Here is a 14,736-nt window from a genome sequence, read left to right as displayed (position 1 = left end):
CCGGTTTTTCCCAATAATATTACTCGTAAAATATAGTTGAGGATTCAGGATACGAATCGGTATTAAGATTTATATTTCTTGTTGTTTCTCCGGTGTAATTAGGAGAGGAGGGCAGGATTGAATCATTTGCCTGTGGGGCTGCGGGGGAAATATAAAAAAAGAGTGATGCTGGTCCGCTTGAGGGAGCTCTTGAAAAACCTTCATTCTTCAAGAGCTACATCTTCAATATTGATGGAAGAATTAAGGTTCCGAAGGACTTCTTTACTTTTTTCAATGTTTAATTTCGCAAGATATTTGACTATTAGTTTCCTGTTTAGTGTAAAAATCTTGGTGGGTTTGATTCTGCTTTCATAATTGAGATAGCCTTCATCGAGGTCGGAATTGTTTATTACCACGCAGCCTGCATAATTTTTAGGGTTGCTGGTGATCGCACAGCAGATTACGTCATCGTTATGCGTGTTGTAAGAACTGTTAGAAATGATAATGGCAGGCCTTCGTTTGCTTGTGGAAAGGTCGGAAAAGGGGAATGGGATGAGGACAATATCCCTCTGCTTAACATTCGTTCCAGGCTTCATCATATTCGTTATCCCAGAAGGATGCTAAGGAATCCTCGGTAATGGTCCTCTTGCTTTCAAGAGCTTTAACTTTCAGCTTCAATTCCTGGATTTCAGAGAGCAGGTACTCAATGACGTCTCCTTTCATGTAACTTATTTTTGCACTTACCTGCAGGCCCTCGGATGTTTCGAAGACCATGTCCTTATCCAGCCTGCTCTGATAAACGTGGTCTTCAGGACTTGTTTTCCGAACCTTTACCATTGTGCTTTCCCTCTATTATTTTCAAAAAAATGTCAAGTAATTCCGGGTCTTCGGATTCTAAATGCAGGACTTTGTTTTTGACCTCATCATTATTCTGGTGGCTAAAAGTAATCAGGCTGGCATGCAATTTCCCGTCTCTTTCAAACTCTCTTACAAAGGCAACGTTTATAGGGAATATATTCTCACCCGAGTCAGCTATCTTATTCAGGAAATCTTCTTTAAAAATATCTCCCAGGGTCTTCCCCTCAAGCCTTACTTTTTCAATTGCTGCCATCATGATAGGTTATAAACTCCATGCTATATAAGGAATAAGATCACGAAGAAGCGACGACTTCACCAGGATTTAGCAAGTCCCCAGCCAGGCTACCTTTGCAAATAAAATTATGGAATTTAACCCTGAGAGGAGCGAAAAAAGTTATTCGTACATAGATTAGTTCACTTGAGGGAGCTAAGCGACCGAAACGGATATCGCATTGTTGAACAGCAACTCAACTGGGAAAACAGGGGCATATCCGATTATTCACGTATTGGAAAACAACGTAACCGGAATGCCGTCTTCAACCGTTCTTGTCCGCACGAAGTTCGGCTTTTCCAGGAAATCCCCGAAAAAGATTCAAGAAAATAAGAAAGCAAATTAAGAGGTGCATTTGCTGCAAACTGCGAAAGAAAACGGTTGCAGGTGTCTAATTTTTTATTCATATACTTCATTTTTTGGGGAAAGGCCGTTTGCTACCGCAAACGGGACTGCTGCCTGGAACTACCAACCAGTGAGGGCCGCGGCTTCAAAATCTGGGAAATAAAAAAAATCAACCGTATTTCCAGATGAATCATCAAAAAACCCTGGCGGCCAGAATACCTCCTCTAACCTTAATTGATAGAATAAAATTAGTCCCAGCACCACCCTTCAAACTTAAAAACCTCCGGCACAAATATTCCAGTAGAAATGAAAAAACCAAATTCCACAAAACCATTCGATGCCTTCGAAAAACACGCCAGTGAATACGATGCCTGGTATGATAAATACAGGCCTGCCTACGAGTCCGAACTCCTCGCCCTGAAACAATTCCTCCCCGCTCACCCGGAAAAGCTGAGAGCCCTGGAAATCGGGGTCGGCACCGGGAGGTTTGCCTCTCCCCTCGGAATCGGATACGGGGTTGAGCCTTCAAAGGCAATGGCGCTTTTAGCTAAAAAAAGGGATATCGAGGTAGTCCGGGGCATTGCCGAAGCCCTGCCCTTCGAAACCCAGACCTTCGACCTGATTTTGATCGTAACAGCCCTCGCTTTCTTCACAGACCCGGCTCAGGGCCTGAGGGAAGCTGTAAGGGTCCTGAAACCCGGCGGGCAGCTCATAATCGGAATGCTCGACAGGGAAAGCCCGCTCGGGCAGTATTATGTGGCAAAACAGAAGGAGAGCAGCTTTTCTTCGGGTGCCCGTTTTCTTTCGGTAGCTGAGGTTTCGGGGCTGCTGGCAGGACTCGGGTATGAAAAGCTCGAAAGCTGCCAGACGCTTTCAGGAATTCCCGAGGAGCTTGAGAAAGTGGAGCTGCCGAAGAGAGGTACGGGGGAAGGAGGCTTTGCCGTCCTTTCTGCGAGGAAACCGGGGAATCGTACCTTTTAAAGGGGTAAGGTGTTCATTTTTACCGGAATTGCCAGTGTGAAAGGGAATCATAGTTGACTTCCTTGGAAGTCGTGTTTTCAGAAGTCGTGTTTTCAGGGTCATCGGGTTCCGGGGCTTTAATGTCCGATTCATTGCTACTGTTTTTAATGTCCGATTCATTGCTACTGTTATCGGCGGTGGTCTGATTGGATTCCTCATCGGAAAGATTCTCAGGACTCACGGGGTCGGCAGAGTCAGCAGAATCTACAAAGCCAGCAGAATCTACAGAGCCAGCAAAACCCACCGAATCAGCAGAATCGGTAGAATTGCCAGAGCCCGCTGAATCAGCGGAACCTGAAGACCCGGTTACCCCAACGCTTTTTGAAGCGTTTCCTTCCTGCACAACGGATTCATTCTCAGCCCCTGACGTGTTTTCGGCTTCAGGGGAGACGTTCTCCATTCCGGGGATTTGGGGGCCGTAGTTGAAGAATGCAAGGGCAAGTGCGCCGAGGACTGCTAAAGCCAGGAGGATAAGGATGAAGCTTCGGACGCGTTTCATAAGCTTTTTCCTGCGGGTATGGATTTTTTCATCCCTTGACCCGGCGTAGTTGCTTCCAAGCCAGGAGTCCAGCTTTTCGGCTTGCTTTTCGCTGAGTTCCAGGACAAAGTCGTCTCCTGTCCCCGTTGCACGTTTGTCCGTGGTCTTGAAGGCTGAGGCTTTTTGCTCTATGAGGAGCTTGAGGAGCAGTTTCCCGCCTTCTCCCACAGCGGGCAGGGTTGAGAGGACATTCTTTAAAAAGTTCACAGCTTCATGCGGGCTCAGGGGGTCGAACCCTTTGCGAAGCCCCCAGGTGAATGTTTCCTTTCCGTGGGGGTTCCCGTAAAAGGAAACGTCGGCAGTTAGGGCGAGCAGGGAGGGGAGGTAAGGGGAGGGCTCGCCTTTGCGGAAGCCTTCCTCGAGCATCAGGGCAAGTTCGGAGACGAAGTCTTCGTAAAAGAAACCGTTTTCCAGGAGGTAGCGCTGGACCTCTTCTTTTTCACCTATGCTGTTAAGCCCCCGGTACAGCTCCAGAATGAAGGCTTCAAGCCCTTTGCTTACGGAATCCGTTCCGCTCAGTTTCTTTATCACTTCAGCTGCAAGTTCCTTGTCCCGGAACACGAAGACCCTGTCAGCCCAGCCCCTGGCAACCAGGGAATCAGCCAGCGCTTTCAGGGACTCGGGCTTTTCCCTGTAAAGTTCGAAGAGGGTTTCGATTTCTCCCTTTGCCATGAAACTGTCGGTTATTTCGGGCCCGAAATGTTCGATCATACCCCTCCGGACTTCCTCCAGCAGTTCCTCCCGGTCCCCGGTCCTTTCCCGGAAACTTTCTTCATACCCCGGGTATTCCTGCTGCTCTGCCATGCGGACGAAAGCCCTGTAGAGAAATTCGTAATATTCCACAGGATAGGAAGGCTCCGGACCCCGCGAAGCCAGGTTGGATCTCAGGTCCCCGTTTTCAAAGAAAAAGTCAGGGTCAGGCTCCCCGGGCCCGGCGGACAGGTCAAGCCCGGACGGATAGAGGGAAAGGGCAAACCTGAAAGGCAGGTGAAAAGCAGGCTTCAAGCCCGAAACAAGGCTGAAAAGCAGCAAAAGCCCGTCCTCAAGTTTGGAAGTCCTGACCGAGACCGGCCGGTTTGAGAGAAGGATTCCCGCAAGCTGAGCAAGGGATTTGGCAAGGGATCCGGCAGGGAATTTTTCCGGGGAAGAAAAAGAATTCAGGAAACTCGAAGAATCAAGAAAACCCGGAAAATCCGGAGAGACCAGTGAATCCAGATCACCTGCTTTCCACAAACCGATTATGTCATACCGGATTGACTCCAGAGCTTCGGTTTTCGCCCTGGCATCCTTATAGAACTTCTTGAGCCAGGTCCCCTCCCGGTCAAACTCCTCCGGCGGGATTTTCGAGATAAAGACAACCCTTTCTTCCCTGCCTAGCTTTATTTTAGCCAGAAGGCTGCAGCCGAGAAGAATTTCCCTTTTTCCGGGCATGTCTCCGGGCATGTCCCCCGTCATGTCTCCGGTCTCGACATACAGGGCGCTTCTTTTAATGTCCAGCTTTTTGGCAAGTTCGGAGTACTCTTTAAAGTCCTTATTTCCTGCCAGCAGCTTTCCGCTTGAGCTGAATACCCCGAAAGCATGACCATGACCGTAATCAGAACCATGACCGGGATTGGAACCGGAACCGGAACCGGAACCAGAACCAGAACCGGAACCAGAACCGGAACCGGAACCGGAACCGGAATCAGAAGCCGAATTTCGCAATTTCACCGACCCTCCATGGGAAAATCTGGGTAATTCTCTGCTGTTCTTCGATCATTTTTCCTTCTTTTGAAAACTGGGGGGTGAGCGTTGCGTCCACGCTTACGGTGTAAAAGTAGATAGGGACTTTCCGGGCCCTGTGGAGGATTTCCCTGAAGGTATCGGTTTTGCTCAGGAGTTTGTAGATTTCCTCTTCGATTTCCCGGGCTTCTGCCGACTCTTCCGGAATTTCGGACAGGTCTTTGAACTTGTCGATTTTTGTTACCACGAGGGCGTAGGACTTGTCGCTTCCCAGGAGGTCCATGAGCCGGGAGTAAAGCCCGAAGAGGCGGGTTAATTCCATTCTTCCTTCCAGGTGGTAGTCCAGGAGGTAATCCCCGTCCACGAGGAAAATGATTTTCCCGGCAGTTTCCATTTTTTTGTATATGGAGGCCAGGATCAGGTCGTGGAATTCTCCCTGGAGCTCCTTTGCGTAGTCTTTTTTCAGCTGTTCCAGGAAGCTGATAGTCCCGATCCGCCTGTAGATGGTGTTTATATTGAAACGTTCCAGTTTTTCATCGAGCTTATTGACAGCCAGGGCGTAATTCTCGGGGCCCAGGTCGGCGGTATACTCCCCGCTGTAATCGATGAAAGAAAATTCTATGGGGATTGCCCCTTTTTTCCCGGAAAGCTCATACATTGCCATATCCGCACGGCTGGTGCTCCTTGGCATGTCCCCTGATTCGATTTCCGCAAGCATGGACTCGATTCTCAGCCGGTCCTCGTTTGCTTTCGAGAGCTTCCCCTGCGTGTCATAGGAAAGGATGATTTCCCTGTGCGTGCCTCCGTAAAAGTTCACGAAATGGTTGTACAGGGCAAGCAGGAGAAAGGTCTTTCCCGATCTTGAAGGCCCGTATATGAAGACATCGGAAATCCGGACATCCCGGATAAGCCCTGTCAGCTGGTACAGGGAAAGCACCACCAGCAAAGCCAGCCCCAGGTCCAGGGGTCTTTCAGACCCGCTTTCAAGGAAAGCCCCCAGCCTTTCACCTGAAAACGGGTACATGAGTTCCAGGACAAGGACAAGGATGTAGACGCCCAGGGCAAAAAAAAAGAGTCTCGCACCTGCCCTTGCATAGCCCGTAAGCAGGTTGAACCTGTTATTGTGGAGAGCCTGCCAGTCCAGAAGTCCACCTGCCAGGAGGCCCAGGAGCAGCCCGTTTGCCCTCAGGATCCCCAGGTCAAAAGAAAGAAAATACAGGAAAGGCAAAAAGACCGCAATTAAAAAGAAACCCCCTTTTCTTGACTGTTCGTGGAAAAACATCCCTGAAGCGCTTGCAACGAAGAATGCCGGAAAGAAACTCAGCAAAAAAGCTCCTGGCCAGGAAACCTGTGAGAAAGCTAATGTCCCTGCAAACCATAAAAAAAAGAAAGACAAAAGCAGGACCAGGCCTACTGCCGGAAGTTCATAAAGGAGTTTCAGGCTGCTGTGTATCCTCATTTTTCAAAGCCTCTCTCAAGCTTTTTTCTTCATACAGTTCATTGATCCTTGCCCCGACGTTTACCCCTTTCTTTTCCAGGTTTGCCAGTTCCCCGGCTTCCTTCAGGTCGAGCAGGGCTTTTCGGGTTACGTATTTTCCTTCATGGAGTTTGAGCACGTGGTGCAGCAGGTTATCCTTCTTATTTTCATACACCTCCCAGAAGCCTCCCCCGGCGGTCAGGGGTGAGATATTGTCCAGGAAACCCGTGGCTGAAAAGAAGGTAAGGGCAATGTCCCAGGGCTTTGTGTGGCTGTGGGTGGCAAGTTTTGCATCATTGCTGTTGCTGAGAGCCAGGACCCCGTTTATTTCTTCTTTTATCCCGTCAGCTATGGGTTCACTTGCAATCCGGCTTGAAATGTAGGAGGACCGCGAAGAAACCACCAGGGCGGCTTTTCCGAAATTCCAGCGTTCGGTGGTGCTGATAGGGATCATCAGGTTATGGATCCCGAGCTTGTAACTTTCTATCAGGTTTTTGTAAGTTACCTGGATTTCCCCGATGAGTTTGTCAAGTTCGCGTTTCCCGCTCTCGTCCCAGTCAAGGTCCCTCATATCGGAACTCTCGTCGATAAGGGAGAGGATTTTGGGGTTGATATCCCCGAACTTTGTCATGTAAAGACTGCTCAGGGTCTTGCTGCCAGCTTTGCTCCCCGAAGTCCTGACATCACTGAGTTTTGTGAAATGCTCGTAAAATTTATCGTATTCCCTGGAAAGGTCCCTTCTGTAAACAAGGGTTTCCTCAGTAAGGACCTCGGTTTTCCCGAGGAAATCGGAAAGGAAATTCTGAGCCTCAAGGTTTCCTTCAAGCTCCCGAAACTCCGTCTCGATCCGATCCAGTTTCCCTGAATAGTCTTCCCTCTGCAGGTAGTAGAGGGTCAGGACCTCTCTCAGGAGGCTCCTCAATTTCGGCCTGTCTCCCGACTTAAACGCCCGGTCGATTTCCTCAAGATCGGCGGCTTTCCTGTTCAGGTCGAAAAAGAGGGAATCCATGATCCCGGTTTTAAATTCCTCGGCCTTTTTGTTCTGGCTTTCACTCAGGAAATTTTCAGGGACGTAAAATTCGAAAGGAGGGTTTACCTGGACATAGTCCCTTCCCGAGCTCTTGATATAATCCTCCATGCTCCGTTTCTGGGCTTCAAACCTCCTGAGAAGCTTCTTTTTATTCCCCTTTACGGCCCCGACCAGTTTCTCCTTAAAGCCCCCTTTTTCGATCCGGGTGATCCTGTAATCGTAATAGTAGTAGAGAGAAATCGATTCCACGAGTTTGGAAAGGGCCTGGAGGTCTATTTCAAGCTCATGGGACATGGCAGTAATTTCTCTCTGGAGTTCCGGGACCCCGGTCAGGGTCAGCCAGGTCTCCTTATCCGTGCTTTTGAAATTTCCTGCCCCGAAATTGCTGATGAAGATGTCAATTTCCGATTTCAACTGCTTCTCATGGTCCCGGATGTTATCCAGCTTCTTCTTCCGGGAAAAGTACTGTTCAATGTCCCGGTCGTTATCGCTTAAGGCCTTATCGACTTCTTTTTCGACCCGGGAATTCACCTGTTCCAGATAATCCTTTTCAACCTGTTTACTTTCGATTTCGGCTTTTGTTCCCAGGCTCTCTTCCTTGAGCACCCTGGTTTTAGCGTTGAGCCGGTCAACAGAAGCCACAAGTTCCTGTTTGCCTTTCAGGACATTTATGAGCACGGCTCTTGCAGCTTCCTCCTCAATGCCCGCGACCCGCTTGAAAAGCCTTGCCGTATCTTCGATCCCCTGCAGGGTCTCGGGAATCAGGCGAAAGAGCTTCTTGTCATTTTCGTCCTTCAACTCGTCTTCCTTTACGCTGCCGCTAAAGCTTTTCACCCTGGAGATAAAGTCCAGCAGGTCCTCATAGCTGCTTATGTTTTCAATCCCGGCGTCTGCCGAGATGTTGTTGCGTATGAAAAACTCCACGGCTCCGGGGGTCTGGTAGTTAAGGAGTTTTCCGATTTCGTTTTTCCAGACTTTCTCGGCGTTTGTGTATTCTTTTTTAATAAACTCGGAATCTGTCCGGGTAGGAGGCAGTTCCCTGAACATCCCGGAGCTGTCCAGCAGAGTTTTTACGGCCCTGTTGATTTCTTTTCTTGCCCCGCTGATTTTTTCGAGTTCCAGGATGATTTCTTCATACTGTTTTTTCAGGGTCTTCAGCTCTTCGACGGGGTACTGGATTACATGGGCATCTGCAAAAATAAACGAGGAATACAGGCGTTTTGAGTCGCTGAGGTTGATATCCCCTTTTTCGATATGGAAGAAATTCGTCAGGATGTGGGGGAACATGGAATCGAACTCATGCACCTCTACCCTGGCCTCTTCCCCCTTTTTATAACCCGTCGGCCCCAGGGAGCTGAGCACCACATAGTTGAAAAGCCTCTCGTTAATGTTCAGGTATTCGAGTTCGGTAAGTGCAATTGCGGCATTTAGCTGCTCCATTTCCCCTTCTTTTGTGGTGGGAATCACCGCAAAGAGCCAGATCTGGGTAGCCTCCCCCCGCAGAGCCCGGATATACCGCGCAAGATCAATGAACATCCCTGCCCCGGTCCCTCCCCCGAGCCCGACAATAATTGCCGTTGTCCCGGTACTCGGGAAAGTCGGAAAGCCGCTTGCCTGCCCCTGGCTCAGGACCTTGTAGAAGATCGCCTTTGAAATCGCCCTTCGTCGGTGCACTCCCCCTCCGAAATCGTCAATCAAAAAGGGGTCGATTGTCCTGAGCTCCTCAAAACTCAGCCCCTCTGCCCCCGGATCGTTCAGCCACCAGGTGCTTACGGCAGGGTCCGATTTCCTTTCCTTGATCTTGGTTGCGACCTCCTGGCTTGCCAGGTCCGAGACCTGGTTTATGTTTGCCAGGGAAGGGAGGTAATAGTAATTGTATTCGATATTCCCCCTGGCCCCCATTTCCTGGATCCCAGCCCGAAACTCGCTTCTCTGCACCTCGTCTTCCACTTTCTCGTTGGCATCCGTATCCATGGTATAGATCCTGAGCCTTTTTCCTGAAGCAAGGTAATTGCCAAGGATCCATTCGTGCCTGCAGATCTCCCCGCAAAGGCGTTTCCCACAGCCTCCGATCCCAACAATGGTAAGGTCCGTAGGAAGCTGCAATGTAGAATAGCTACTTTCCCTTCCGTTCATTCCTCTTCCTCCTCTTCAGATCCGCCGAACCTGATCCCCAGGATAAAGCCCAGCGCCAGCAGGGCAATCCCTCCAAGCACATAGCCCAGGCTAAAGGGGCTTTCCTCTTCTTCTTTCTCTTTCCTTTCCTTTTCCTCTTCTTCGATCACATGGTCCGCGATTTCGTTTGCCTCGGTCACAAGCCCCTTATCGAACATGTCCTGCAGGTATACGCTGAAAAAAGAGTCGTCCACAAGCGTCATTTTCCCCCTGAAATCTTCGATCTCGGTAGCCACTATCGTAAACGTGCGGGTATCACTCTCCCCCAGGGGGTTTCCGTCCTCATCGGTCAACCTGACCCTGTAGTAAGCGTACCCTGTCAGCTTGGGGTCGTATTTTATCAGGGTAAGCTCGTCGCACTGCTTAACTTCCCTTATTACCGGAACCCGCCCATTTAAGCGGACAACGATTTTATCCCGGTTGTCCTCAACGGGAAGCACAAAGCTGCTCTTATTGCTTTGAAGCTCCAGCCCCGTAAAATTATAGATCGGTTGCTTACCGTATCTTACCAGGTCCGTATCAAAAGAGATAAAATCCGCAGCAGCGGGAATATTGCTTATAGTAAGGACGAGGCTTATCACCTGCTTTTCCTCAACCTCTCCGGGCAGCTCTCCCTCCACCTCGATCTGGGTTGCCAGCACAGCCCCCGAACCCGCAAACAGAAGGAATAACAGGAAACCTAACGCAATCACGCAAACAGCTTTATGCCCGGCTCCCCTTGCTCCCCTCGCTCCCATATTTGATTCCCCCTATCAAAAGGATCCAAACCTGAACTTAATGTCCCCATATCAAAACGACCTTTAATCGAGCTTAATGTCCCCATATCAAAATAACCTTTAATCGAGCTTAATATCCCCATCTCAAAATGACCTTTAAACTGACCTTAATCTCCAGACCTGAATGACCTGAGCCTGGATTTAACAGCCCCATATCGAAATGACCTTTAAACTGACTTTAACAACCCCATACCGAAATGGCCTTCAATTGAAAATATTCCCATCCCAAACCGGTCTTCAATTGAACCTAATATTCCTATTCAAATTCTTCATATATCAATAAATAACTATTTTTTAAATTAATTTATAAAGAAAGAATGATAAAACCCATACATGGTATTAAAATGGAATTATAAAAATTTTGAGATATTGTATAAATTTGTACGAGTGAAAAGATTATCTAACATTCAAAACTTGCAGCAACTTGAAAGTCCTGTATCCGGTCACACATCCAGCCATATATCCGAACGAAGCAACCGTAATACAGGCAATAACTTATTCCCACAAGCCTTTTTTGATCTGCTCATCGGGTACCGGCGCTCTCACCGGTCAGCTTGCTGACCGGCTTTTTCCAAAATTGAGAACTGGGAATTGAAAATTGAAAGTTGAAAAATGAAAAATGAGAATTGAAAAATAGAAATTAAAAATTGAAAAATGAGAATTGAATTCAAACACAACAATATTTGGAATTAAAATATCAATCACAGAAAGGGCATCCGAACACCAAAAAAATCTTGGGGTAACTGTAAAAGTTATCTAGATACCCAAAAAGAATATCGTGATAACTTTAAAAGTCATCAGGGCACCCAAAAAGGACATCGTGATAACTTTAAAAGTCACCCGGATACCCAAAATGAATATTGAAATAACTGTAAAGGTTATCTGGCAAATCAGAAAATAACAAAACTAAGTTAAAAGTAATCAGAATACAATATAGCTGACCTTCCGCAGAAGTCCACAAAAATGCCATCTATTTTCTCAATATGGTTATGAAATAAAAACCAACTCGCAATAATACAAAGAATATCGGACAAATCGGTAAATGAATGATACATTTGTGTACATCTGCGAAAAGTGAGATATAGTCAAGTACCCAAATTCTTTCACCAATCTCAAGTGAAATTTTAACCACAGAAAGCACGGAAAACACGGAATAAAGGAAATAGGGGCACAATCCTTCCGTGTCTTCCGTGCTTTCCGTGTCTTCCGTGGTTATAAAGTAAGTGTAAATATTTACGTTAGGGACTATAATCATTTTTTCACGGCAATCTTGCCCGGATTTCCTTCAGCCGTGCTTTTCCGAGTTCAACTATCTTCATTAATTCCAGGTATTCTTCTTCGGAAAGCTCACTGCCTGTGAGGACTTTTCGGACAAAACTCCCATCCGAATACAGTAAAACCCGGTTCCAGGCAGTAAAATGCAGCCCGCTCAGGTACTCGCAGGGAAGTTCCCATTTGGGCTTTACGTTTTCGAAAGCTTCGAAACGGTAAAGAGTTTTTCCGTTTTTCAGGAGAGGGGAGAATTTCAGAAACATATTATCATTAACATCATCCATAGTTCCATCTCAGGCTTCGTTTTTCTGGAGGGAAGTTAGACAGGGGTGGAAGACAGATACGGACCATAAAAAACAGGGAAACGTTTTTTGGGGGGTCCGTAAGGACCCTTTAAGAAATCAAATATTCACAAATCAAGGTCCGTTACCTTTGCTCCCTTGGCAGAGGTTACCGTGGCTTCGATGTCCTTGAACTTAGGGACTCCCATGCCGCCGGTTTCGTCCGAGACAAGCATGTTGGACCAGGGGCTGTTTGGCATATACGCAATGCCTTTGTGGGGGGTTTCGTAGCCGGATTCTTCGACTTTGACCACGATGTTCCCGAAAGAATTTTTCACGATAACCGTGTCGCCTTTCTTTACGCTCATTTGCTTGAGGTCTGCGGGATCCATTTTTATGAGGGCAGAAGTATTTTTGTACTCTTCCCCGAAACGGTCCTCGATCATTGCCTTGTTCTGGAAAATGTCCCTGTAGGTTATGATTTTTACCTTAATTTCAGGGGCTGCCAGGAAAGATCCGAAATCCATCAGAGCGCCTCCATGATTTTTGTGAGAATTTCTTCATCCGTGGGACGTTTTGTCTCAAGTATCGGGTCGAATTTTACCTCAACCCCGTCCATCCGGGTCGCACTGCCTCCGCACTCAACCCCTGTAACTGCCGTGCTGAAATGGACCTTTGCCTTCCTGGAGGTAAGGGTCTCGCAGGGGTCTATTGAAATTATGGGGATATCGAGCAGGTTCTTCACAATCGAATGGGGCAGGCTTGCCAGGGGGTCGGAACCGATGATAAGGGCTGCGTCCACAGCCTTTGCTTTCAGGGCTTCCACGGTTGAATATTCGGGCCCGTGCTTTGCCTCCCCGTTTTCGAACTTCACGCAGTTCACGTAGCCAGTCTCGGCAAAGAGGTTTTCGTTAAAGCCCCGCATGTTGTAATGTCCGACCATGGGGATCAGATGGAACTCCCCTTTCGCCTTTTCGTTCAGGACTTCCACGAGCCGGATTATCGGGTCAAGGTCATCCAGGGAATAGAGCAGGCCCAGGCCCATGAAGATCGTCCCGAACTTTGCTCCTTTCAGCATATTGGCAAGTTCCAGGAGCCTTTTCGGGGGGAATTTGTAGGACGTCTTTGGCAGTTTACCGGAAACCCCGTCAATCAGGGCATTTATAAACTCGGTATCTCCACCGGGCGGGATCTGGAAGAAGTTGCTCCCGCAGATCTTTGCGGTATGGGACTTCCTGACATCAATTGCAATGGCAGTCCTCTCTTCTTCCCAGCCCTTCTGCTTCTGTTCCCCACGGGGGAAGTAGGAGAATTTTGAAAGGTGGCGCGGGTGGGAATCCGAAGGGTCTGCGCCCCAGAAGACCATTACATCTCCCTTGTGCCGCACATCGTCAAGGGTGCAGGTATTGAACTTCTCCTGAAGGAGAGCTTCGACCACCGGCCCCAGGCAGAAGGATGAGGTGTCGTCCAGAGTTGCATTCAGTTTTTTTGCAAGTTCAAGTGCTTTTTTCTGGGCTTCGTTCGTGGACGTCCCAAGCCCAAAGATGAGGGGGTTCTTTGCGTTCTTCAGGATCTCCGCAGCCTTTTCGATTGCTGAGGCTTCTTCTGCGGGCTTTCCGTCCACCTGGGAGACAGCTTCCCTGCTGCCTTCCTTCATATGGGCAACCCCTACCCTGCAAGCTGTGTAAACCTTGCTTACCGAGTCTTTCTCAAGCTCAACCTCAATATCGTCGCAGAGCAGCCCACAGCCGGTACATACATAATAGTTCCCTTCCATCAGCTTCACCTCACACAAACTCGATTGCCTCTACCGGGCAGGTCACGATACAGCCAGTGCAGAGAATCTTGTTTTTCCCGAAACGCCGGCACTCGTCTACATTCTGGGCTTTTACGATCCCATCCTCGATTATCAGGATAAGCTTATCGGTGCTTTTCGGGGCTTTTCCCGCCCCGACTCCGTGAGGGTCGTTTGCCACGTTTACCGGGCAGGCAACCACACAGTTTCCGCAGCCAAAGCAAAGCTCCTCGTGCACGATCAGGCCGGTTTCTGTCGCACCTTCGGTAGTGGAGAACATACCGCTTACGGTTTCATAGTTCTCTTTATACTTCGGGTCATTCTTCATAGGAGGGCAGTCATCCGGCGTGAGCTCGCGGGCCATGAGAGCAGCTGCAAAAGCCATACAGGAGTTTTTCCCACATTCCTTGCAGTTGGTCTTTGGAAGCAGTTGATAGAGTTCCATTGTACTTGTCATTTTCACATCACCCTTGAGTCAAATTCCATTGGGCATAAATCCATTGGGCATAAATCCATTGGACAGAAATCCATGAACCAAATTAGTTTAGTGAAATCCCTTAGAATTTAAATCAAATATTATTTAATTAAAGTGTATTAAGTACCTTATCTTAAATTATTGCATTTTAATTTGCAGCGTTAAGCCATATTTGCGGCGTTAACACCTTTTTTAAGCTTTTCGGCCCCTATATTGGAATCCCGAACCCTATCAGGAGCTAATGAAAGCCGCATCTTAAAGTCCCGGCTTCCGGAAAGGGAAATATATTTAAACAAGCCGAAATGCGCCTTTTATCCCCGAAAAAGGCATTTTCCCGGGAGGGAACCGAGCAAAAGAACGGGCCGGTAGTCCTGAAGGAAACACAGGTCAATCGGCTTTGAAGAAGAGTTCGCAGTGGCATTTGCCGTCCCTTTCGATTTCATCTTTATGATAGATGCAGGGACAGATTATTTTCTTATCTTCACTCTCATTCCCGGTTACTATCCTGCAGGGACAGTAGCGTTTCCCAAACTTCTCAAGCCTTGCAGCAAGCCCGTCAAGCACATAATCAAGTCCCTCCTTATCGGGATTGAGCTGATAGCCTGCTTTGTCAGCGTATTTTTCCGTCCATTCGTACATTTTATTTTTTAAGTCTTCGTGCTCACTCATGTGAAATCCCTTTGTTTTTGGTTAGAAATAACAATGATCAGGTAACCGAATTC

The 14,736-nt window shown here is 48.1% G+C and carries 14 protein-coding genes; 1 reads left to right on the top strand and 13 read right to left on the bottom strand.

Annotated features, from left to right (window positions below):
• Positions 1–19: 19 nt before the first annotated feature.
• The 4 genes from MSMTP_RS19150 to MSMTP_RS08095 are packed head-to-tail and all read right to left on the bottom strand — an operon-like array spanning position 20 to position 1,093.
• Entirely contained in the window at positions 20–211 is a 192-nt protein-coding gene (locus MSMTP_RS19150) for a hypothetical protein (RefSeq protein WP_156153744.1), read from the bottom strand.
• A complete protein-coding gene (locus MSMTP_RS08105; protein WP_052718325.1) occupies positions 201–578 on the bottom strand; it encodes a type II toxin-antitoxin system PemK/MazF family toxin in 378 nt (125 codons plus the stop codon). Before MSMTP_RS08105 ends, MSMTP_RS19150 begins: the two co-directional genes overlap by 11 nt.
• The gene (locus MSMTP_RS08100) at positions 553–816 is read right to left on the bottom strand and encodes a hypothetical protein (protein ID WP_048178574.1); all 264 of its coding nucleotides are present in this window, start codon (positions 814–816) and stop codon (positions 553–555) included. The genes MSMTP_RS08105 and MSMTP_RS08100 overlap by 26 nt, the downstream gene beginning before the upstream one ends.
• Complete coding sequence (locus MSMTP_RS08095) at positions 788–1,093, bottom strand: hypothetical protein (protein ID WP_048178573.1); 306 nt, start codon at positions 1,091–1,093, stop codon at positions 788–790. The genes MSMTP_RS08100 and MSMTP_RS08095 overlap by 29 nt, the downstream gene beginning before the upstream one ends.
• A gap of 666 nt (positions 1,094–1,759) precedes the next feature.
• Between MSMTP_RS08095 and MSMTP_RS08090 the strand changes: the two genes are divergently transcribed.
• Entirely contained in the window at positions 1,760–2,434 is a 675-nt protein-coding gene (locus MSMTP_RS08090) for a class I SAM-dependent methyltransferase (protein WP_048178572.1), read from the top strand.
• Positions 2,435–2,453: 19 nt separating this feature from the next.
• Here the strand turns inward: MSMTP_RS08090 and MSMTP_RS08085 are convergent, their stop codons facing one another.
• The 9 genes from MSMTP_RS08085 to MSMTP_RS08045 all read right to left on the bottom strand — a co-directional run bounded on the left by MSMTP_RS08085 (position 2,454) and on the right by MSMTP_RS08045 (position 14,683).
• Entirely contained in the window at positions 2,454–4,715 is a 2,262-nt protein-coding gene (locus tag MSMTP_RS08085; protein WP_048178571.1) for a hypothetical protein, read from the bottom strand.
• Positions 4,696–6,192, bottom strand: a complete 1,497-nt coding sequence (locus MSMTP_RS08080) for a hypothetical protein (RefSeq protein WP_048178570.1) — start codon at positions 6,190–6,192, stop codon at positions 4,696–4,698. The genes MSMTP_RS08085 and MSMTP_RS08080 overlap by 20 nt, the downstream gene beginning before the upstream one ends.
• Complete coding sequence (locus MSMTP_RS08075; RefSeq protein WP_048178569.1) at positions 6,158–9,376, bottom strand: tubulin-like doman-containing protein; 3,219 nt, start codon at positions 9,374–9,376, stop codon at positions 6,158–6,160. Before MSMTP_RS08075 ends, MSMTP_RS08080 begins: the two co-directional genes overlap by 35 nt.
• Complete coding sequence (locus tag MSMTP_RS08070; RefSeq protein WP_048178568.1) at positions 9,373–10,152, bottom strand: hypothetical protein; 780 nt, start codon at positions 10,150–10,152, stop codon at positions 9,373–9,375. Before MSMTP_RS08070 ends, MSMTP_RS08075 begins: the two co-directional genes overlap by 4 nt.
• A gap of 1,298 nt (positions 10,153–11,450) precedes the next feature.
• Entirely contained in the window at positions 11,451–11,747 is a 297-nt protein-coding gene (locus MSMTP_RS08065; RefSeq protein ID WP_048178567.1) for a hypothetical protein, read from the bottom strand.
• Positions 11,748–11,872: 125 nt separating this feature from the next.
• A complete protein-coding gene (locus tag MSMTP_RS08060) occupies positions 11,873–12,271 on the bottom strand; it encodes a molybdopterin dinucleotide binding domain-containing protein (RefSeq protein ID WP_048178566.1) in 399 nt (132 codons plus the stop codon).
• A complete protein-coding gene (locus tag MSMTP_RS08055) occupies positions 12,271–13,521 on the bottom strand; it encodes a formylmethanofuran dehydrogenase subunit B (RefSeq protein ID WP_048183066.1) in 1,251 nt (416 codons plus the stop codon). The genes MSMTP_RS08060 and MSMTP_RS08055 overlap by 1 nt, the downstream gene beginning before the upstream one ends.
• A gap of 10 nt (positions 13,522–13,531) precedes the next feature.
• Positions 13,532–13,996, bottom strand: coding sequence for a (Fe-S)-binding protein (locus tag MSMTP_RS08050; RefSeq protein ID WP_048178565.1), 465 nt, complete (start codon positions 13,994–13,996; stop codon positions 13,532–13,534).
• Positions 13,997–14,401: 405 nt separating this feature from the next.
• On the bottom strand, positions 14,402–14,683 hold the full coding sequence (locus tag MSMTP_RS08045; protein ID WP_048178564.1) for a ferredoxin-thioredoxin reductase catalytic domain-containing protein: 282 nt from the start codon (positions 14,681–14,683) through the stop codon (positions 14,402–14,404).
• Between the last annotated feature and the right edge of the window lie 53 nt (positions 14,684–14,736).

The organism is Methanosarcina sp. MTP4, assembly GCF_000970045.1.
Lineage (GTDB): Archaea > Halobacteriota > Methanosarcinia > Methanosarcinales > Methanosarcinaceae > MTP4.
The sequence above is the reverse complement of the archived record's forward strand: the minus strand, read 5'-3'. Positions and strand labels throughout refer to the sequence as shown.

What these genes read in the sequence shown, in the direction of transcription:
- MSMTP_RS08105 (WP_052718325.1), bottom strand. Translation starts at nt 578, where the DNA reads ATGATGAAGCCTGGAACGAATGTTAAGCAGAGGGATATTGTCCTCATC.
- MSMTP_RS08100 (WP_048178574.1), bottom strand. Translation starts at nt 816, where the DNA reads ATGGTAAAGGTTCGGAAAACAAGTCCTGAAGACCACGTTTATCAGAGC.
- MSMTP_RS08095 (WP_048178573.1), bottom strand. Translation starts at nt 1,093, where the DNA reads ATGATGGCAGCAATTGAAAAAGTAAGGCTTGAGGGGAAGACCCTGGGA.
- MSMTP_RS08090 (WP_048178572.1), top strand. Translation starts at nt 1,760, where the DNA reads ATGAAAAAACCAAATTCCACAAAACCATTCGATGCCTTCGAAAAACAC.
- MSMTP_RS08080 (WP_048178570.1), bottom strand. Translation starts at nt 6,192, where the DNA reads ATGAGGATACACAGCAGCCTGAAACTCCTTTATGAACTTCCGGCAGTA.
- MSMTP_RS08075 (WP_048178569.1), bottom strand. Translation starts at nt 9,376, where the DNA reads ATGAACGGAAGGGAAAGTAGCTATTCTACATTGCAGCTTCCTACGGAC.
- MSMTP_RS08070 (WP_048178568.1), bottom strand. Translation starts at nt 10,152, where the DNA reads ATGGGAGCGAGGGGAGCAAGGGGAGCCGGGCATAAAGCTGTTTGCGTG.
- MSMTP_RS08065 (WP_048178567.1), bottom strand. Translation starts at nt 11,747, where the DNA reads ATGGATGATGTTAATGATAATATGTTTCTGAAATTCTCCCCTCTCCTG.
- MSMTP_RS08060 (WP_048178566.1), bottom strand. Translation starts at nt 12,271, where the DNA reads ATGGATTTCGGATCTTTCCTGGCAGCCCCTGAAATTAAGGTAAAAATC.
- MSMTP_RS08055 (WP_048183066.1), bottom strand. Translation starts at nt 13,521, where the DNA reads ATGGAAGGGAACTATTATGTATGTACCGGCTGTGGGCTGCTCTGCGAC.
- MSMTP_RS08050 (WP_048178565.1), bottom strand. Translation starts at nt 13,996, where the DNA reads ATGACAAGTACAATGGAACTCTATCAACTGCTTCCAAAGACCAACTGC.
- MSMTP_RS08045 (WP_048178564.1), bottom strand. Translation starts at nt 14,683, where the DNA reads ATGAGTGAGCACGAAGACTTAAAAAATAAAATGTACGAATGGACGGAA.